The organism is Cedecea selenatireducens (assembly GCF_042138895.1).
GTDB classification, from domain to species: Bacteria; Pseudomonadota; Gammaproteobacteria; order Enterobacterales; family Enterobacteriaceae; genus Cedecea; species Cedecea selenatireducens.
Genome location: NZ_JBHIKW010000002.1, coordinates 47,076 through 66,529, shown reverse-complemented (window position 1 = coordinate 66,529; position 19,454 = coordinate 47,076). Strand labels below are relative to the sequence as shown.

Below are 19,454 nucleotides of genomic sequence, written 5' to 3'. Positions count from 1 at the left end.
TATTTGTATTCCATAATTTTTTCCCCTCACCCTGACCCTCTCCCAAAGGGAGAGGGAACTGGCCCGGTGCCGGGAGAAACAGAGGTGAGGGAAAAACGAAAATCAGATTTTACATGCACCGCTTTCGCAGCCATCGTCCTGGATGGAAGGAGCCAGGTCATCCTGAGTATCTTCCGCGCCGTCGCGGGTGTTTTGATAGTACAGGGTTTTCACGCCGAATTTATAGGCGGTGAGCAGATCCTTCAGCAACTGCTGCATCGGCACTTTGCCCGACGGGAAGCGCGTTGGATCGTAGTTGGTGTTGGCAGAGATCGACTGGTCGATAAACTTCTGCATCAGGCCAACCAGCTGCAGATAACCGTCGTTGCTCGGCATTTCCCACAGCAGCTCGTAGTTGTTTTTCAGCGCTTCATAATCCGGCACGACCTGGCGCAGGATCCCGTCTTTCGACGCTTTAATGCTGATGTGGCCGCGCGGCGGCTCAATGCCGTTGGTGGCGTTAGAGATCTGCGAGGAGGTCTCAGACGGCATCAGGGCAGAAAGCGTGGAGTTGCGCAGGCCGTGAGTTTTGATGGACTCACGCAGGCCTTCCCAGTCCAGATGCAGCGGCTCGTTGCTGATAGCATCCAGGTCTTTCTTATAGGTATCGATCGGCAGAATGCCTTTCGCATAGGTGGTTTCGTTGAACCACGGGCAGGCGCCTTGCTCTTTCGCCAGCTCGTTTGAGGCTTTCAGCAGGTAGTACTGAATCGCTTCGAAGGTCTTGTGCGTCAGGTTGTTTGCGCTGCCGTCAGAGTAACGCACGCCGTGCTTCGCCAGATAGTAGGCAAAGTTAATCACCCCGATACCCAGCGTACGACGACCCATTGCGCCGCGTTTCGCCGCCAGAATTGGGTAATCCTGATAGTCGAGCAGGGCGTCGAGGGCGCGTACCGCCAGCACGGCCATCTCTTCCAGGTCTGCCAGGCTTTCGATCACGCCAAGGTTGAACGCGGACAGCGTACACAGTGCAATTTCGCCGTTTTCATCGTTCACGTCGTCCAGCGGTTTGGTCGGCAGGGCGATTTCCAGACACAGGTTGGACTGGCGCACCGGTGCAATCGCCGGATCGAACGGGCTGTGGGTGTTGCAGTGGTCAACGTTCTGGATGTAGATACGGCCGGTAGAGGCGCGTTCCTGCATCATCAGAGAGAACAGCTCGACCGCTTTCACGCGCTGTTTGCGGATGCTGTCGTCTTTCTCGTACTTGGTGTAGAGGCGCTCGAACGCATCCTGGTCAGCGAAGAAAGCATCATACAGCCCCGGCACGTCAGACGGGCTGAACAGAGTGATCTCTTCGCCCTTCAGCAGGCGGGTGTACATCAGCTTGTTGATCTGTACGCCGTAGTCCATGTGACGCACGCGGTTGCCTTCTACGCCACGGTTGTTTTTCAGCACCAGCAGGCTTTCAACTTCCAGGTGCCACATTGGGTAGAACAGGGTGGCAGCCCCGCCGCGCACGCCGCCCTGAGAGCAGGACTTCACCGCGGTCTGGAAGTGTTTGTAGAACGGGATACAGCCGGTGTGGAACGCTTCCCCGCCGCGAATCGGGCTGCCCAGCGCACGAATACGGCCGGCGTTGATGCCGATGCCTGCGCGCTGAGAAACATACTTCACGATAGCGCTGGAGGTGGCGTTGATTGAATCCAGGCTGTCGCCGCACTCGATCAGGACGCAGGAGCTGAACTGGCGAGTAGGGGTGCGCACGCCGGACATGATTGGCGTAGGCAGAGAAATTTTGAAGGTGGAAACCGCGTCATAGAAACGCTTAACGTAGCTGAGGCGGGTTTCACGCGGGTAGCCGGAGAACAGGCAGGCGGCGACCAGAATATACAGGAACTGCGCGCTCTCGTAGATTTCGCCAGAGACGCGGTTCTGCACGAGGTATTTACCTTCGAGCTGTTTAACGGCCGCGTAGGAGAAGTTCATATCACGCCAGTGATCGATGAAATCGTTCATCTGCTCGAACTCTTCTTCCGTGTAGTCTTCCAGCAGGTGACGATCGTATTTGCCCAGCTCAACCATTTTCACAACCTGATCGTAAAGCTTCGGTGGCTCAAACTGGCCATAGGCTTTTTTACGCAGGTGGAAAATTGCCAGGCGTGCGGCAAGGTACTGGTAATCCGGTGCGTCACGGGAAATCAGGTCGGCGGCAGCCTTGATGATGGTTTCATGAATGTCAGAGGTCTTAATGCCGTCATAAAACTGGATATGGGAACGCAGCTCAACCTGAGAAACGGAGACGTTGTTCAGCCCTTCAGCGGCCCAGTCGAGTACTCGATGAATTTTATCCAGATTGATGCGCTCTTTGCTGCCATCGCGTTTTGTAACCAGCAGACTCTGATTCATGTGAGTTTTACCTGTCCGTGAGATGAGTTTTCCCCTGATTTATGCACATTCGCCAGCCTGTGACTAACTCTGTGGATAAATACTATATATAGGGGGTGGGTGACAAAATGGTCACTAGATGGTGAGTATTCTAGTAAGGAATCCGTTCAGTACAAGTATTGATTTCATCAATAAAATGAGGTTCCCCAGGGCGCTTTTTTCGTAAGTCCACGTCACGTAAGGCTTGAGGGAATTGTCAATGGGATGCAAAAAAAATGAAAATTTTGATCGGGTGCTGATTTCTTAAACTTCATCGATAATTGCGCAACGATTCTGGCGCAATTATCGATAATCAATCCTTATACGATATGCCGATTTATGCTTCAGTATGCAGCATATAATTAACATCTACCCCTGGGCCGAGCTTGAACACATTGGTGACGGGGTTGAAATGTAAGCCGGTCATGTGGCGCTCGCGGAGAGGGGTTTCATCCACCCAGCGTAACAGCTCGGCGGGCTTGATGAACTTTTTAACATCGTGCGTGCCTTTCGGCACCATGCGCATCACATACTCAGCGCCGACGACGGCCATCAGCCAGGCTTTGCCGTTGCGGTTGATGGTAGAGAAGAAAACGTGGCCGCCGGGTTTAACCAGGCGAGCACAGGCGTGGACCACCGACTGCGGGTCAGGGACGTGCTCCAGCATTTCCATGCAGGTCACAACGTCATAGTGCCCGGCGTGTTTAGTCGCGTGTTCTTCGACCGTCTCCTGGACGTAATTGACCTTAACGCCGCTTTCCAGCGCGTGCAGGCGGGCAACCTGCAGCGGTTCAAAGCCCATGTCCAGGCCGGTGACGTTAGCGCCTTCACGCGCCATGCTCTCCGCAAGAATGCCGCCGCCGCAGCCAACGTCGAGAACGGTTTTGCCGAACAGCCCACCGGCGCGCTGGTTGATATAGCCTAAACGCAGCGGGTTGATGCGATGCAGCGGCTTAAATTCACCTTCCAGATCCCACCAGCGGGAAGCGACAGCTTCAAATTTGGCGATTTCCTCGTGGTCGACGTTCTGCGTAACCGGTTGGTTTTCAGCATTCATTACAGCGGTGACTCCTTGCAGATGTTAAGGCAGGCAGTATATCAGGCTAACGGCGTGAATAAAGCGCCGACAATTGCGTTCAGGTTTCCCCACACAGGGCCGGATGTGTTATAATTTGCGACCTTTGAATCCGGGAAAACAGTAGAGGGATAGCGGTTACATGAGCGACCTTGCCAGAGAAATTACGCCGGTCAACATTGAGGAAGAGCTTAAGAGCTCGTATCTGGATTATGCGATGTCGGTTATTGTCGGCCGCGCACTGCCAGATGTCCGAGATGGACTTAAGCCGGTACACCGTCGCGTACTATACGCGATGAACGTATTGGGCAATGACTGGAACAAAGCATACAAAAAATCCGCCCGTGTTGTTGGTGACGTAATCGGTAAATATCACCCCCATGGTGATACCGCGGTTTACGACACCATCGTCCGTATGGCACAGCCATTTTCCCTGCGTTACATGCTGGTCGACGGCCAGGGTAACTTCGGTTCCGTAGACGGCGACTCCGCCGCGGCGATGCGTTATACGGAAATCCGTATGTCGAAAATCGCCCACGAACTGATGGCAGACCTGGAAAAAGATACGGTTGATTTCGTCGATAACTACGACGGCACCGAAAAAATTCCGGACGTCATGCCAACCAAAATTCCTAACCTGCTGGTAAACGGTTCATCCGGTATCGCAGTTGGGATGGCGACCAACATTCCGCCACACAACATTACCGAAGTCATCAACGGCTGCCTCGCGTATATCGAAGACGAGAACATCAGCGTTGAAGGCCTGATGGAGCACATCCCTGGCCCGGACTTCCCGACTGCCGCTATCATTAACGGCCGCCGCGGTATTGAAGAAGCCTACCGTACCGGTCGCGGTAAAATTTATATTCGTGCCCGCGCCGAAGTAGAAGCGGATGCGAAAACCGGCCGCGAAACTATCATCGTTCATGAAATTCCTTATCAGGTGAACAAAGCTCGCCTGATCGAGAAAATCGCCGAGCTGGTGAAAGACAAACGTGTAGAAGGCATTAGCGCCCTGCGCGATGAGTCTGACAAAGACGGTATGCGTATTGTTATTGAGATTAAGCGCGACGCCGTTGGTGAAGTGGTGCTCAATAACCTTTACTCCCAGACCCAGCTGCAGGTTTCCTTCGGTATCAACATGGTGGCACTGCACCATGGTCAGCCGAAGATAATGAACCTGAAAGATATTCTTTCTGCTTTTGTGCGTCACCGTCGCGAAGTGGTTACCCGTCGTACCATTTTCGAACTGCGTAAAGCGCGCGATCGTGCCCATATCCTCGAAGGTCTGGCGATCGCCCTGGCGAACATCGACCCGATCATTGAGCTGATTCGTCACTCGCCAAATGCCGCAGAGGCAAAAGCTGGCCTGATTGCTCGTTCGTGGGATCTGGGTAACGTTGCCGCGATGCTGGAACGTGCCGGTGACGACGCCGCGCGTCCTGAGTGGCTGGAGCCCGAGTTTGGTATCCGCGACGGCCAGTACTTCCTCACCGAGCAGCAGGCTCAGGCGATTCTGGATCTGCGTCTGCAGAAACTGACCGGCCTCGAGCACGAAAAACTGCTCGACGAGTATAAAGAGCTGCTGGAGCAGATAGCCGAACTGCTGCATATCCTGGGCAGCGCAGAGCGCCTGATGGAAGTTATCCGTGAAGAGCTGGAAGCGATGCGCGATCAGTTCGGCGACAACCGCCGCACCGAGATCACGGCTAACACCGCGGATATCAACATTGAAGACCTGATCAACCAGGAAGACGTGGTGGTCACCCTGTCTCACCAGGGCTATGTGAAGTATCAGCCGCTGACCGATTATGAAGCGCAGCGCCGTGGTGGCAAAGGCAAGTCAGCCGCACGTATTAAAGAAGAAGACTTTATTGACCGCCTGCTGGTGGCCAACACCCATGACACGATCCTGCTGTTCTCCAGCCGTGGTCGCCTGTACTGGATGAAGGTTTATCAGCTGCCGGAAGCGAGCCGTGGCGCACGTGGTCGCCCAATTGTGAACCTGCTGCCGCTTGAGCAGGACGAGCGCATCACCGCGATCCTGCCGGTGCGCGAGTACGCAGAAGGCATCAACGTGTTCATGGCGACCGCAAGCGGCACCGTGAAGAAAACCGCGCTGACCGACTTCAGCCGTCCACGTTCTGCGGGCATCATCGCCGTTAACCTCAATGAGGGTGACGAGCTGATTGGCGTTGATTTAACCAACGGCAGCGATGAAGCCATGCTGTTCTCGGCGGCGGGTAAAGTGGTGCGCTTCAAAGAAGACGCCGTTCGTACCATGGGCCGTACCGCAACGGGCGTTCGCGGTATCAAGCTTGCCGGTGACGATAAAGTCGTTTCCTTGATCATTCCACGCGGTGAAGGCGCGATTCTGACCGTGACTCAAAACGGCTACGGTAAACGTACCGCTGCGGCAGAATACCCAACCAAGTCTCGTGCAACGCAGGGCGTTATCTCCATCAAAGTAACCGAGCGCAACGGCAGCGTTGTTGGCGCGGTGCAGGTGGAAGATACCGACCAGATCATGATGATCACCGATGCCGGTACGCTGGTGCGTACTCGCGTGTCTGAAGTCAGCGTGGTTGGGCGTAACACCCAGGGCGTCATCCTCATCCGTACCGCGGAAGACGAAAACGTTGTGGGTCTGCAGCGCGTAGCTGAGCCTGTGGACGACGAAGATCTGGACAGCATCGACGGCAGCGTCGCGGAAGGGGACGATGAAATCGCTCCGGAAGCGGATACTGAAGATGATGCCGCGGACGACGCGGACGAATAATCCGGAATAGTCTGTAAATAAAGGGCCGCATTTGCGGCCTTTTAACGTTCTGACAGTAAAGGAATAAGCGTGGTTATTCCTTTACTGTGGTTATCTGAAGAAAATCAATGAATTGATTTCCCTGGTTTATTTGCAACTGCTCTCTGGAAGAACGATGCTTGTCTAAGCACAGTTCTGTATCTGGAAGGCCGCTTTTGCGGCCTTTTTTGTTTGCCGTTGCGGGCCAGGGGTTTTGCGGCTACCTTAAGCGCATCTCTATTTACTCTCTCGCGTACCGCCAGGCTTAATTTGAAATATCTCGTCTCTTTTCGAAGCACCCTTAAAATTTCGCGTTACCTGTTCAGGGCGTTAGCGCTGCTGCTCTGGCTGCTGATCGCGCTGTTTTCCGTGTTTTACATCGTTAACGCGCTGCACGATAAAGAGTCGGAGATTCGTCAGGAATTTAACATCAGCTTTGACCAGGCCCAGCGCTATATCCAGCGTACCTCGGACGTGGTGAAAGAGCTGAAGTACATTGCTGAGAACCGCCTTACCGCGCCAAATGGCGTCCTGCCGCCGCTCGAACAAAGCGCCGATAAAACCGATGCGCCAACGTTTATGCCGCTGTTCCCGGACTCGGACTGCTCGGCGGTCAGCGCGACGTGGCGAAGTTCGCTGCAGTCTCTTTCATGGTTCCTGCGCTACTGGCGCGATAACTTCTCAGCGGCCTACGATCTCAACCGGGTATTTCTGATTGGCGGCGATAATTTGTGTATGGCGGACTTTGGGCTGCGTGATATGCCGCTGGAGCGGGAGAGCGCGCTGAAAACGCTGCACGAGCGCATTATGAAATACCGCACCGCGCCGCAGGATGAACGAGCCAATAGCATCTACTGGATTGGGCAGGGGCCGCGCGCCGGTATTGGTTATTTTTATACCCTGACGCCGGTTTATCTGGCGACCCGCCTGCAGGCGCTGCTGGGCATTGAGCAAACGGTACGCATGGAGAACTTCCTGACGCCGGGCACGCTGCCCATCGGGGTGACCATTCTGGATGAAAACGGTCATCCATTAATTTCTCTGACCGGCCCGGAATCTCGTATTGAACCTGAAAGCCGCTGGATTCAGGACCGCTCCTGGTTTGGCTACACCTCGGGCTTTAAAGCGCTGGTATTGAAGAAGAATCTGCCGCCGTCGTCGCTGAGCGTTATCTATTCCGTTCCCGTTGACCTGGTGCTGGAAAGCATCAGGATGCTGATCCTCAATGCCGTGTTACTCAACGTGCTGGTCGGGATTGTGCTGTTTACCCTGGCACGCATGTATGAACGCAGGATTTTTATCCCTGCCGAAAGCGATGCCCAGCGGCTGGAGGAGCACGAGCAGTTCAACCGGAAAATTGTCGCGTCTGCGCCGGTGGGTATCTGTATCCTGCGAACGCAGGACGGTACCAATATTCTGAGTAACGAACTGGCGCACAATTACCTCAATATGCTGACCCACGAGGACAGGCAGCGGCTGACGCAGATTATCTGCGGTCAGCAGGTTAATTTTGTCGATGTGGTGACCAGCAATCATACCAATCTGCAGATTAGCTTTGTGCATTCGCGCTACCGCAATGAGAACGTGGCGATTTGCGTGCTGGTTGACGTGAGCGCCCGCGTGAAGATGGAAGAATCGCTGCAGGAGATGGCTCAGGCGTCCGAGCAGGCCAGCCAGTCGAAGTCCATGTTCCTTGCCACCGTCAGCCACGAACTGCGTACGCCGCTGTACGGCATTATCGGTAACCTCGATCTGCTGCAAACGAAAGAGCTGCCGAAGGGCGTCGACAGGCTGGTCACGGCAATGAATAACTCCTCCAGCCTGCTGCTTAAAATCATCAGCGACATTCTCGACTTCTCAAAAATTGAGTCCGAGCAGCTGAAAATTGAGCCTCGCGAGTTTTCACCGCGCGAGGTGATGAGCCACATTACCGCCAACTATCTGCCGCTCGTGGTTCGTAAGCAGCTTGGGCTTTACTGCTTTATCGACGACGACGTACCGCTAACCCTGCAGGGTGACCCGATGCGGCTGCAGCAGGTGATTTCTAACCTGCTTAGCAACGCGATTAAGTTCACCGATATTGGCTGTATCATCCTGCATGTTTCCGTTAACGGAGACTACCTGAGCTTCCGGGTTCGCGATACCGGGGTGGGGATCCCGACCAAAGAAGTCACCAGGCTGTTCGATCCGTTCTTCCAGGTCGGTACCGGCGTGCAGCGCAATTTCCAGGGAACCGGGCTGGGACTGGCGATTTGCGAAAAGCTTATCAGCATGATGGACGGTGATATCTCCGTGGATACCGAAGCGGGAATGGGGAGCCAGTTTACGGTTCGCATCCCGCTGTATCAGGCGCAGTTTGCGCCGAAGAATAACGTCGAAGGGTTGGCGGATAAGCGCTGCTGGCTGGCGGTTCGCAATGATTATCTCAGCAGCTATCTGGAATCTCTGCTGGTGAAAAATGGGCTACAGGCTCACTTCTGGTCGGGCGAAACGCCGGGCAGCGACGATATTCTGATCACCGATGACAATCTTTCTGCTCCGTGGGGCGGACGGGCGGCAATTGTCTTCTGCCGTCGCCATATCGGAATTCCCGTTGAATTTGAGCCTGGCCGTTGGGTCCACAGCGTAGCCGCGCCTCACGAGCTTCTACCTCTGTTGGGGCGGATTTACAGTATTACCGTAGACGTGCCGGGCAGCTCTCCTGCGCTGACGGCGGCGAGCGAAATCAGCGAGCAGAACGACGATATGATGATTCTGGTGGTTGACGATCATCCGATTAACCGTCGCCTGCTGGCGGATCAGCTTGGATCGCTCGGTTACCAGTGCAAGACGGCGAACGACGGCATCGACGCGCTTAACGTGCTCAGCAAAAACCATATTGATATTGTGCTGAGCGACGTCAACATGCCGAACATGGACGGCTATCGCCTGACCCAGCGCATTCGTCAGCTGGGGCTGACGCTGCCGGTCATCGGCGTGACGGCCAATGCGCTGGCGGAAGAGAAACAGCGGTGTCTGGAGTCCGGCATGGACAGCTGCCTGTCTAAACCGGTGACGCTCGACGTTATTAAACAGACGCTGGCGGTTTATACCGCTCGCGTTCGCAGTACCCGTAATGCCTGATAATTCGGTACCATAAAAAAAGCCCCGCGGTTAAATGCGGGGCTTTTTTTCATGCAGATGCGCTAATTACTCTTTGTCCGCTGGCGTCAGGCTCACGGAAGAAAGGTAGTTCAGCAGCGCAATATCGTTTTCCACACCCAGCTTCATCATCGCTGATTTCTTCTGGCTGCTGATTGTTTTGATGCTGCGGTTCAGCTTGCGGGCAATTTCGGTCACCAGGAAACCTTCTGCGAACAGGCGGAGGACTTCACTCTCTTTCGGAGAAAGACGCTTGTCGCCATAGCCGCCGGCGCTGATTTTTTCCAGCAGGCGAGAGACGCTCTCCGGCGTGAATTTTTTACCTTTCTGCAGGGCGGCGAGCGCTTTAGGCAGATCGGTTGGGGCGCCTTGTTTGAGGACGATCCCTTCGATGTCCAGATCCAACACCGCGCTAAGGATAGCCGGGTTGTTGTTCATGGTCAGCACAATGATCGACAGATCCGGGAAGTGACGCTTGATGTATTTAATCAGCGTAATGCCGTCGCCGTATTTGTCGCCCGGCATGGAAAGATCGGTGATTAAAACATTGGCTTCAAGCTTTGGTAAGTTGTTAATAAGCGCCGTGGAGTCTTCGAATTCACCGACAACATTCACCCATTCGATCTGCTCCAGAGACTTACGAATGCCGAACAGAACAATCGGATGGTCGTCAGCAATAATTACGTTCATATTGTTCATCTAATAGGCTACCTTGCTACAGCAGACTTTTGACATAAGCATCAATGTCGCTGATATATTTTTGTATGTCTGGAGCGTCACTTTCACGAATGTGGTGCTCCAACGTTTCACATAACTGTTTGCCGGGCACCAGATTCAGCATCGCAAACACGCCCTTCAGGCGGTGCGCTGTCTGAGCCAGAGCGGCAAAGTCGCCCGCTGCAGATTCAGTATACAGCCTGGTAACATCTTCCGGTACCGTGTCGACAAACAGCGCGTAATAACCGCTGGCGTGCAGCTGAGCGTTTTCATCGCCGCCCAGAGGCGAGTCCGGCGTATCTTCCTCCGCCAGTTGGTTTTCAATCAGCTGCAGAACGGCATCCTGCATCGCATTGCTGATATTAAAGTTGACCCGGAACTGGCCTGGGGCGATTTTCCGCATCCCGTTTTCATCATCGCTTAAAAGCAAGCCCGAAGCAGTAAGATTAGACGGATTATCAGTGAGGAAGATATCAAAGTCTTGACTCGCCAGTCTTTCGTCCGGGGAAATACAGTTTGCGCCCCAGTTTTCCAGCATTCTGGTCACAATGGTACGCACCTCATTGGAGGTGATATCCAGCATTGCCACGACATCATCCAGCAGTTTTTCTTCCTGCATCTCCGCCTGGGGCTCAGCGGCCATTCTGATGTGTAAATTATAGCGCGTGCCGATGTCCGGGCGCGTTTTGATGTTCAGGTGGCCACCGAGCTTGCGCGCAAGGCGATCGCAGAGATAAAACGCGAGACCATTGGCCTGGCCGTAGCGGTCTTCACTTGTCTCGTTAAGGAACGGGAAATGCAGATTATCCACTTCTCCGTTGCCGATCCCGTTGCCGGTATCAAGCACACGGAACAGCAGGCGATCCGGCCCGGCTTCCTCTTCGCTGATTTCAAGCGTAATTTTGCCAATCTGCGTGGTCGTCACCGAGTAATGCAGCAGGAGTTCCAGAATTTTTCGCAGCACGTCTTTGTCGCCGTGGCGTTTTTCATCGGCCGGCAGGTTGTTGTTGATGAGCAGCTGTAGCCCTTTACGCTTGATAATCGGCAGCATCGACAGCGCCACTTCATCGACAAGCGACTGGATGGAAAACTCGCTGGCCTGGGTTTTCCAGCTGTCTGCTTCCAGCATATTCAACAACTGAATTTCATCGACCAGGCGCACAATAGTCTGTGCATCGTTCGAGAGCTGCAGGTGTTTATCGTCGTTAATTTCTGCCGCATGTTCGGCCAACTGCTTAACCGGCAGCTGTAGCGCCTCGCCAATGTGCTGCATAAAGGCGGCGCGGCCCTGCTGGTTTTTCTCATACAGGCGCTGGGCCTGCTTGAGCTTCTTGTTTACCAGAATTTCACGATCCTGATCGCGGATAACAAAAATCTGCGTGCGCGGCGCTATCTGGCTGCGAAACTGACGAATCTCATACAGCTCATTATTTACCGTGGCCTGAATAACGCCCTGGTGCTGATCCGCCATCGAAATGATGTTTTGCAAGTTCAGATGGGGCAGCAGGTGGTCGGCAATTTTGTTGCTTATTACCGTGCGATTGGCATCGAGGTCGTGGACCAGCAGGCCAAGCGGCAGGATGGCCACGATCTCTTCGTTTAGCGCCCGCAGGATTTGTAGCTCACCGTTACCCGGATTGCTTTCGGTCTGGCGCTGGGGCTGCTGGCGGAAGGTCGCGAAGCCAAAAACGGCTAACCCGAGCAGCGCAATGTTCAGCAGCAACGGCAGAAGAATGTTTTGCAGCGTATCCATCATCAGCGTACCAAACGGTACCTTCCACACCAGTTGGAGCTGAGTTGTGGCCACCGGTGCGGTGATTTCAATCCGGGCGCTATTAAAATTAATGCTCACGCTGTCCGGATCGTCTTTATCCGTTGCCGTAGCGGCGGCCCGCTGGCGCTCATCTGGCTCGAGCTGGAAGCTGTCCAGCGACATTGTCGGTGGAATAAGATCGTTAATAGGCAAATCAAATGCGACCACGGTGGCCAGATGCCCAGGCTGATTAAAGGTGGTTCGAAGCGTGAAGTAATGGCCGTTTTGCCAGTTTAGCTTGCGCAGCGAAGAGAAACTTTCGCGCTCGTCCAGGGCATTGGCCTGCTGCAGCATCTCTGCCCGGCGTGAGTCCACGATGGTACCAACGCCAGAGTCTTTAAAGCCGGAGGAGAGATCTTTTAGCGGCAGGGTAGAGACCAGGATCATGCTGTTGTCCTGGCCGTTCAGGTAGTACATCGACCAGGGGCTGTTCTCCGCGCCCCAAAGCGTGTCCAGGTAGCCGGATATCCGCTGCGTCATTTCCAGCGTAGAGCTGTCATGGGAGCCAAAGATCAGCGCTTCGGTTTTGCTGCGTGGCTTGTCGAGGTAATACACGTCCTGGCGCAGGCGGGTTTCCTGCAGGTTTTCCCCAGAGGCCGCAGGCGCGGTGGCAATATTGTCGTAGATTTGCCACGTCGCATAGCGATAGGTTTCTACCCGCTTATGCAGGGCATGCGTGATGTCGACAATCTGATAGCTTTTGTCCTTCAGCCAGGCATTAACGGCGCTTTGCACCAGCACGCCCATGGAGACGAGCAGTACGATGGTCAGCAGCAAAAAGAAGCGCGTAATGTTGCCGGGGAACAGTGAGAACTTATTTAGCGACGTATTTTCAGACTGGCTCATTGTATGTAGGTAACCCGGCGAAGCCTCGCCAATCCTGGATGATAGATAGCCCAACTGATTGCGTGGGCCGTTTAGCCTTAGCGTCTTCGCGCCGGCAGACGCTAAGAATACCTTTATATGGCGATACAGTCAGCAATCTGACGCAGTATAGGGGGTTCTCAGGCGTTTTTCAGGTGACTGATTATTAGGATAATTCCTTAAATAAGAATTTACGTTAAGTTACTGAGAGAGATTTGTACAGTTGGGGAAGATTTGTACAGCTATTTGTGGCGAACGCAGAGAGGCAATAAAAGGCTGTTTTTAAGAATCATCTGGGTTGTGCATGAAATATGGAGAAAAAAAGCAGATTGATTAATTAACAGACGTTACAAATTGCATCGGTAGCAGGAGAATATTAAAGTTGTGTAAAGAAGGGCAAAAAAAAACCGGATGCGAGCATCCGGCACTAATAGGGGTAAACGGACATTCAGATTCGAATGACGGTAATAAATAAAGTTAATGATGATAGCGAGAGTGATTTTATCGCTGAAAGTAAGAAAAAAATTATCATTCAGTGCTACTTTTTTATTTTTGGTCTAACTTATTGTTTTTAATGCATTGTTATTATTTTTTGATTATTCATGCTTATATTTTTAGCTATTCGTGCTAAAAAAAGTTCCCTCTGATTTACATTTGGATACATCTATATTGATAAATGAAACATCTATATAGTTTTCGTATCATATTCTCGTTGGATTATTCAGCCTTTGTTTTGGACAATGAATTTGCCGACTGATTAGAGGGTTAATCAGTAAGCAGTGGTAAATAAAATAAGGCATATAACAGAGGGTTAATAAGATGAAAGTTAAAGCACTATCCCTTCTGGTACCGGCTCTGCTGGTAGCAGGCGCTGCAAATGCAGCCGAAATTTATAACAAAGACGGCAATAAATTAGACCTGTACGGTAAAGTTGATGGTCTGCACTATTTCTCCAATGATAAAAGCGCTGACGGCGACCAGACTTACGTTCGCTTCGGCTTCAAAGGCGAAACTCAGATCAACGACCAACTGACCGGTTACGGCCAGTGGGAATACAACGTTCAGGCGAACAACACTGAAAACTCAAGCGATCAGGCCTGGACTCGTCTGGCGTTTGCTGGTCTGAAGTTCGGTCAGGCGGGTTCTTTTGACTATGGTCGTAACTACGGCGTTGTTTACGACGTTACTTCCTGGACTGACGTTCTGCCAGAATTCGGTGGCGATACCTACGGTGCTGATAACTTCATGCAGTCTCGTGCAAACGGCGTTGCAACCTACCGTAACACCGACTTCTTCGGTCTGGTTGATGGCCTGAACTTTGCTCTGCAGTATCAGGGTAAAAACGGCAGCGCTAGCGGTGAAGGTTCTACCAACAACGGTCGTGGCCTCCTGCGTCAGAATGGTGACGGCTTCGGCGGCTCCCTGACCTACGATCTGGGTGAAGGTTTCAGCCTGGGTTCAGCAATTTCTAGCTCTAAACGTACTACCGATCAGAACGCCGCTGGTGTACTGGGTCACGGTGATGACGCCACTACCTACACCGGCGGTCTGAAATACGACGCTAACAACATCTATCTGGCATCTCAGTACACCCAGACCTACAACGCAACTCGCGCTGGTAGCCTGGGCTTTGCTAACAAAGCACAGAACTTCGAAGTTGTTGCTCAGTACCAGTTCGACTTCGGTCTGCGTCCATCCGTGGCTTACCTGCAGTCTAAAGGTAAGAACCTGGAAGGCTACGGCGACCAGGATCTGCTGAAATATGTTGATGTTGGCGCGACTTACTACTTCAACAAAAACATGTCCACCTACGTTGACTACAAAATCAACCTGCTGGACAAAAATGACTTCACTCAGGCTGCCGGCATCGGTACCGATGACGTTGTGGGTGTAGGCCTGGTTTACCAGTTCTAATCTCAGTCAAAATGACAAAGGCGCCGCAAGGCGCCTTTTTTCTGTCTTAAACCTCAATGGCTCGCCGCTTGCCTCATCTCTTTGCACCTTTTGCTGTACTCTTAGCCTCCCGAAACAGGAGAGTGACACCATGGATTTACGCCTTATTCGTCGCGGCTGCTTTGCCGTAGCCCTTATAGCCCTGGCAGGGTGCGATAACGCCCAAAACAGCGCCGCAAAGTCGGTGGTGCTGGAGGGTAAAACCATGGGGACTTACTGGCGTGTTAGCCTGGCCGACGTGGACGCCGCGCAGAAGACGACGCTGCAGAAAAAAATTCAGGCTCAGCTGGATGGCGATGACAAATTGATGTCGACCTGGAAAAAGGATTCGGCACTTTCCCTTTTTAACCAATCGACCAGTACTGAACCGTATCCGGTAAGCGAGGCGATGAGCGATATCGTCACCATGGCGCTGCGGATTGGCGCCAAAACCGACGGGGCGATGGACATTACGGTTGGGCCTCTGGTCAACTTGTGGGGATTTGGACCGGATAAACAGCCTCTGCACACCCCAAACCAGGCGCAAATCGACGCCGCGAAAGCGCTAACAGGCCTGCAGCATCTTAAGGTGGTAAATGCGGCCGGGCAGCAGTGGTTGCAAAAGGATCTGCCGGGGCTGTATGTCGATCTGTCGACTATCGGGGAAGGTTACGCCGCCGATCATCTTGCACGCCTGATGGAGCAAAATGGCATTAGCCGCTATCTCGTGTCCGTCGGCGGGGCGGTGGCCACTCGCGGGACAAATCCGGACGGCAAGCCCTGGCGCGTGGCCATTCAGAAGCCGACCGATCGGGAAAATGCCGTTCAGGCAATGGTCGATATTAACGGCCATGGGATCAGTACTTCAGGCAGCTACCGTAACTATTACGAACTGGATGGCAAACGTATCTCGCACATTATTAACCCTCAGACCGGGCGACCAATCGAGCACAAACTCGTTTCCGCGACCGTTATTGCCACCACGGCTATGGAGGCTGATGGTTGGGATACCGGCCTGATGGTACTGGGGGAAGAAAAAGCGAAGCAGGTCGCGCAGCGAGAAGGGCTGGCGGTTTATCTCATCAGCAAAGAAGGAGATGGCTTCCGCAGCTGGATGTCGCCGCAGTTCAAAACCTTCCTCCTCGACGAGAAAAATTAAAAAGCAAGAACCCGAGTTTTTCATCCGGCCCTGGCTGCCATGATGGTATCGTTAAGATAAGCATGAGGTCGTGATGATGAAACAGAACAACGGTTATATTACAGAGCAGCAACGCTGGCAGGCGGTTGAGCAGCGTGATGCCCGGGCTGACGGGCAGTTTGTCTTTGCCGTCAAAACGACCGGGATCTTCTGCCGGCCATCCTGCAGCGCCCGCCGTCCGCTGCGTGAAAATACGGGGTTCTACACTTCGCCCGAAGCGGCGCTGAAGGCCGGTTTCCGAGCCTGCAAACGCTGCCAGCCGGACAAGCTTGCCCCTGAGCTGCAGCGAGTTGCGCGCATCGAACAAGCCTGCCGCATTATTGAAGCCAGCGATTCACCTCTCACGCTTGATGAGCTGGCAGGACAGGTTGCCATGAGCAGCTTTCACTTTCATCGACTGTTCAAAAGCGTCACCGGCTTAACGCCGAACGAATGGCAAAAAGCGCATCGTGCTCGTCGGCTGCGTGACGCGCTCGCACAGGGAACAGAGGTAACAAAGGCCATTTTTTATGCCGGGTTTCAGTCCGGCAGCGCATTCTACCATCAGGCTGATGCCGCGCTGGGCATGACGGCGAGCCAATACCGAAAGGGCGGGGCCCGTACGCACGTGCAGTTTGTGGTCGGCACCTGCCAATTGGGAGAGTTTCTGGTGGCTGAAAGCGAGCGGGGCATTTGTGCGATTTTGTTGGGTGAACATGCCGAAGCGCTGATAAGTGAACTCGAAACCGAGTTTCCCCGTTCACAGCTCATGCCGGGTGATGAAGCGTTTGAGTCACGCGTTGCGCAGGTGATTAGTTTTATTGAGTCGCCAGGAACTGAATTTATCTTACCTCTCGACATTCGCGGCACAGCATTTCAGCAGTTGGTATGGCAGGCATTAAGAGCCGTTCCGCCCGGAGCTACCGTGAGCTACAGCGAGCTGGCAGCACGTATAGGTAAGCCCGCCGCCGTTCGTGCCGTGGCCGGTGCATGCGCGGCCAACACGCTTGCGGTCGCCATTCCCTGCCATCGAGTGATCCGCAGCGATGGTGGTTTGTCCGGCTACCGCTGGGGCGTGGAGCGCAAACGTCGGCTTCTGGAAAACGAGAAGCAAAGCCTGGAGGAATAATGCTGGATTTGTTCGCCGATGAGGCTCCCTGGGAAGAACCGCTCGCAGAAGGCGCAATTATTCTGCGCCGCTTTGCCCGGGAGGATGCCGCCGCGCTGATGGCGGCCGTTCATCAGGTATCGCAGCAGGCGCCTTTTCGCCATATGGTCACGCCCGGTGGACATACCATGTCGGTGGCGATGACCAACTGCGGCGAGCTGGGCTGGAGCACAAACCAGCACGGCTATCTCTATTCACCGAAGGACTCGCTGACCGGCCAGTTCTGGCCTCAGCTTCCCTCTCTGTTTCAGGACGTCTGCGCGCGAGCTTCGCATGCTGCGGGATACGCGGATTTTGACCCTGATGCCTGCCTGATCAACCGCTATGCGCCCGGAACAAAGCTCTCTCTTCATCAGGATAAAGACGAACCGAATCTGCGTCAGCCGATTGTTTCTGTCTCCCTGGGTTTACCTGCCGTTTTTCAGTTTGGCGGGCTACAGCGTAGCGATCCGCTGCAGCGCGTCATGCTTGAGCATGGCGACGTGGTGGTGTGGGGAGGCGCATCACGGCTTTTCTATCACGGCATTCTGCCTCTCAAACCCGGCTTTCATCCCCTTACCGACCAGTTCCGCTATAACCTGACCTTTCGCCGCGCGTCGTAAGGCAAATAAAAATAAGAATTATTCTTGCTGTGGACGGCGAGCCGTTTAAACTGCTCGCTGTTTTATTTTGCAGGTAGGGAATAATGGAGCTACTTCGTGTGGTTTATCGCCAGTATCGCTGGCCTTTTATGATGGTCATGGCGTTAAGCCTGGCAAGCGCCGCGCTGGGCATCGGCCTGATTGCCTTTATTAATCAGCGGCTGATTGAAACGCCAGATATCACCCTCGCGGTGTTGCCGGAATTTTTGGGCCTGCTTTTATTGCTGATGGCCGTGACGCTGGGCTCCCAGCTGGCATTAACTACCCTCGGTCACCATTTTGTTTTTCGCCTGCGTAGCGAGTTTATTAAGCGCCTGATGGATACCGACGTTGAGCGGGTCGAACAGCTTGGCAGCGCGGCGCTGTTGGCGGGGTTAACCAGCGATATTCGCAACATCACCATCGCTTTTGTGCGCCTGCCGGAGCTGGTGCAGGGCATTATTCTGGCTATCGGCTCTGCGGCCTATCTGGCCTGGCTCTCGCCGAAAATGCTGGGCGTCACCACCGTGTGGCTGGTGATAACCATTGTCGGTGGCTATTTGCTGGTGGCGCGGGTATACAAACATATGGCCCAGCTTCGGGAGATCGAAGATAAGCTCTATAACGACTACCAAACCGTCATCGAAGGGCGCAAAGAGCTGGCGTTGAACCGCGAGCGAGCGGAACGGATTTACCAGGATACCTACACGCCTCATGCTGCCGATTATCGAAACAACATTATCCGGGCGGATACCTACCACCTGAGCGCTGTAAACTGGTCAAATATTATGATGCTGGGCGCAATTGGCCTGGTGTTTTATATGGCTAACAGCCTGGGCTGGTCCGATACCAACGTAGCAGCCACTTTCTCTTTAACGTTGTTATTCCTGCGCACGCCACTCCTTTCTGCCGTGGGAGCCTTACCGACGCTATTAAGCGCCCAGGTTGCCTTTAACAAGCTGAACAAGTTCCAGCTCGCGCCTTACGATGCCCGGTTCCCCCGTTCGAAAGAAGCTGGGAACTGGCAACAGCTTGAAATGCGCGATGTGGTATTCCAGTACGGTGACAATAGCTTCGGCGTAGGCCCGCTTAATCTCACCATTAAGCGCGGAGAGCTGCTGTTCCTGATTGGCGGCAACGGCAGCGGAAAATCTACCCTTGCGATGCTGCTTACCGGACTTTATCAGCCGGTGAGCGGGGCTATTTACCTTGATGGAAAAAGAGTTGAGGCCGAAACGCAGGACGACTACCGCAAGCTATTCTCGGCAGTCTTTACCGACGTCTGGCTGTTCGACAGGCTTCTTGGACCACAGGGTAAGCAGGCTAACCCTGAGCTGGTGGCCAGCTGGCTTGAGCGGCTGAAGATGAGCAGCAAGCTGGAGCTGGAAAACGGCACCATTCTTAACCTCAAGCTGTCGAAAGGTCAGCGCAAGCGCGTGGCGCTGCTGCTGGCGCTGGCGGAGGAACGCGATATTATTCTGCTGGACGAATGGGCCGCAGACCAGGATCCTCATTTCCGCCGGGAGTTCTACCAGGTGCTGCTGCCGCTGATGCAGCAAATGGGGAAAACGGTGTTTGCCATCAGCCATGACGATAATTACTTCATCCATGCCGACCGCCTGCTGGAAATGCGCCAGGGTAAGCTTAGCGAACTTACCGGCCATGAGCGGGAGCAGGCGTCACGCGATGCCGTAGCAAGAACGGGCCATTAGGTCAGCGTTTTCTAAACAAAGTAAAAAAAACC

At 53.8% G+C, this 19,454-nt stretch carries 11 protein-coding genes; 7 read left to right on the top strand and 4 right to left on the bottom strand.

Annotated elements, in window-relative coordinates; translation table 11 throughout:
• Positions 1-102: 102 nt before the first annotated feature.
• Positions 103-2,388 (bottom strand): class 1a ribonucleoside-diphosphate reductase subunit alpha, encoded by a 2,286-nt coding sequence (gene nrdA / locus ACE38U_RS03135; RefSeq protein WP_038480953.1) that lies wholly within the window; start codon positions 2,386-2,388, stop codon positions 103-105.
• A gap of 355 nt (positions 2,389-2,743) precedes the next feature.
• Positions 2,744-3,463 carry a bifunctional 2-polyprenyl-6-hydroxyphenol methylase/3-demethylubiquinol 3-O-methyltransferase UbiG gene (gene ubiG, locus ACE38U_RS03130; protein ID WP_375529151.1) on the bottom strand — a complete coding sequence of 240 codons (720 nt, stop codon included), beginning with the start codon at positions 3,461-3,463 and terminating at the stop codon, positions 2,744-2,746.
• Between the two features lie 160 nt (positions 3,464-3,623).
• Between ubiG and gyrA the strand changes: the two genes are divergently transcribed.
• Positions 3,624-6,260 (top strand): DNA topoisomerase (ATP-hydrolyzing) subunit A, encoded by a 2,637-nt coding sequence (gene gyrA / locus ACE38U_RS03125; RefSeq protein ID WP_038480959.1) that lies wholly within the window; start codon positions 3,624-3,626, stop codon positions 6,258-6,260.
• Positions 6,261-6,548: 288 nt separating this feature from the next.
• A complete protein-coding gene (rcsC, locus tag ACE38U_RS03120; RefSeq protein ID WP_176981064.1) occupies positions 6,549-9,401 on the top strand; it encodes a two-component system sensor histidine kinase RcsC in 2,853 nt (950 codons plus the stop codon).
• Between the two features lie 66 nt (positions 9,402-9,467).
• On the opposite strand, the gene rcsB is transcribed toward rcsC, so the two are convergent.
• Together rcsB and rcsD are read right to left on the bottom strand one after the other, a co-directional pair.
• Positions 9,468-10,118, bottom strand: a complete 651-nt coding sequence (rcsB, locus tag ACE38U_RS03115; RefSeq protein WP_038480967.1) for a response regulator transcription factor RcsB — start codon at positions 10,116-10,118, stop codon at positions 9,468-9,470.
• Positions 10,119-10,134: 16 nt separating this feature from the next.
• Positions 10,135-12,795, bottom strand: a complete 2,661-nt coding sequence (gene rcsD / locus ACE38U_RS03110; RefSeq protein WP_038480969.1) for a phosphotransferase RcsD — start codon at positions 12,793-12,795, stop codon at positions 10,135-10,137.
• 837 nt (positions 12,796-13,632) lie between these two features.
• Between rcsD and ACE38U_RS03105 the strand changes: the two genes are divergently transcribed.
• From ACE38U_RS03105 to ACE38U_RS03085, 5 genes are all read left to right on the top strand, one after another.
• Positions 13,633-14,727: a porin OmpC gene (locus ACE38U_RS03105; RefSeq protein WP_038480972.1), complete on the top strand. Its 1,095-nt coding sequence runs from the start codon at positions 13,633-13,635 to the stop codon at positions 14,725-14,727.
• 130 nt (positions 14,728-14,857) lie between these two features.
• Entirely contained in the window at positions 14,858-15,904 is a 1,047-nt protein-coding gene (gene apbE / locus ACE38U_RS03100) for an FAD:protein FMN transferase ApbE (protein ID WP_375529150.1), read from the top strand.
• Between the two features lie 73 nt (positions 15,905-15,977).
• Positions 15,978-17,051, top strand: a complete 1,074-nt coding sequence (ada, locus tag ACE38U_RS03095; protein WP_375529149.1) for a bifunctional DNA-binding transcriptional regulator/O6-methylguanine-DNA methyltransferase Ada — start codon at positions 15,978-15,980, stop codon at positions 17,049-17,051.
• Entirely contained in the window at positions 17,051-17,692 is a 642-nt protein-coding gene (gene alkB / locus ACE38U_RS03090; RefSeq protein WP_038480981.1) for a DNA oxidative demethylase AlkB, read from the top strand. Before ada ends, alkB begins: the two co-directional genes overlap by 1 nt.
• Before the next feature lie 83 nt (positions 17,693-17,775).
• Entirely contained in the window at positions 17,776-19,422 is a 1,647-nt protein-coding gene (locus ACE38U_RS03085; protein ID WP_038480986.1) for a multidrug ABC transporter permease/ATP-binding protein, read from the top strand.
• Positions 19,423-19,454 lie beyond the last annotated feature (32 nt).

What these genes read in the sequence shown, in the direction of transcription:
- nrdA (WP_038480953.1), bottom strand. Translation starts at nt 2,388, where the DNA reads ATGAATCAGAGTCTGCTGGTTACAAAACGCGATGGCAGCAAAGAGCGC.
- ubiG (WP_375529151.1), bottom strand. Translation starts at nt 3,463, where the DNA reads ATGAATGCTGAAAACCAACCGGTTACGCAGAACGTCGACCACGAGGAA.
- gyrA (WP_038480959.1), top strand. Translation starts at nt 3,624, where the DNA reads ATGAGCGACCTTGCCAGAGAAATTACGCCGGTCAACATTGAGGAAGAG.
- rcsB (WP_038480967.1), bottom strand. Translation starts at nt 10,118, where the DNA reads ATGAACAATATGAACGTAATTATTGCTGACGACCATCCGATTGTTCTG.
- rcsD (WP_038480969.1), bottom strand. Translation starts at nt 12,795, where the DNA reads ATGAGCCAGTCTGAAAATACGTCGCTAAATAAGTTCTCACTGTTCCCC.
- ACE38U_RS03105 (WP_038480972.1), top strand. Translation starts at nt 13,633, where the DNA reads ATGAAAGTTAAAGCACTATCCCTTCTGGTACCGGCTCTGCTGGTAGCA.
- apbE (WP_375529150.1), top strand. Translation starts at nt 14,858, where the DNA reads ATGGATTTACGCCTTATTCGTCGCGGCTGCTTTGCCGTAGCCCTTATA.
- ada (WP_375529149.1), top strand. Translation starts at nt 15,978, where the DNA reads ATGATGAAACAGAACAACGGTTATATTACAGAGCAGCAACGCTGGCAG.
- alkB (WP_038480981.1), top strand. Translation starts at nt 17,051, where the DNA reads ATGCTGGATTTGTTCGCCGATGAGGCTCCCTGGGAAGAACCGCTCGCA.
- ACE38U_RS03085 (WP_038480986.1), top strand. Translation starts at nt 17,776, where the DNA reads ATGGAGCTACTTCGTGTGGTTTATCGCCAGTATCGCTGGCCTTTTATG.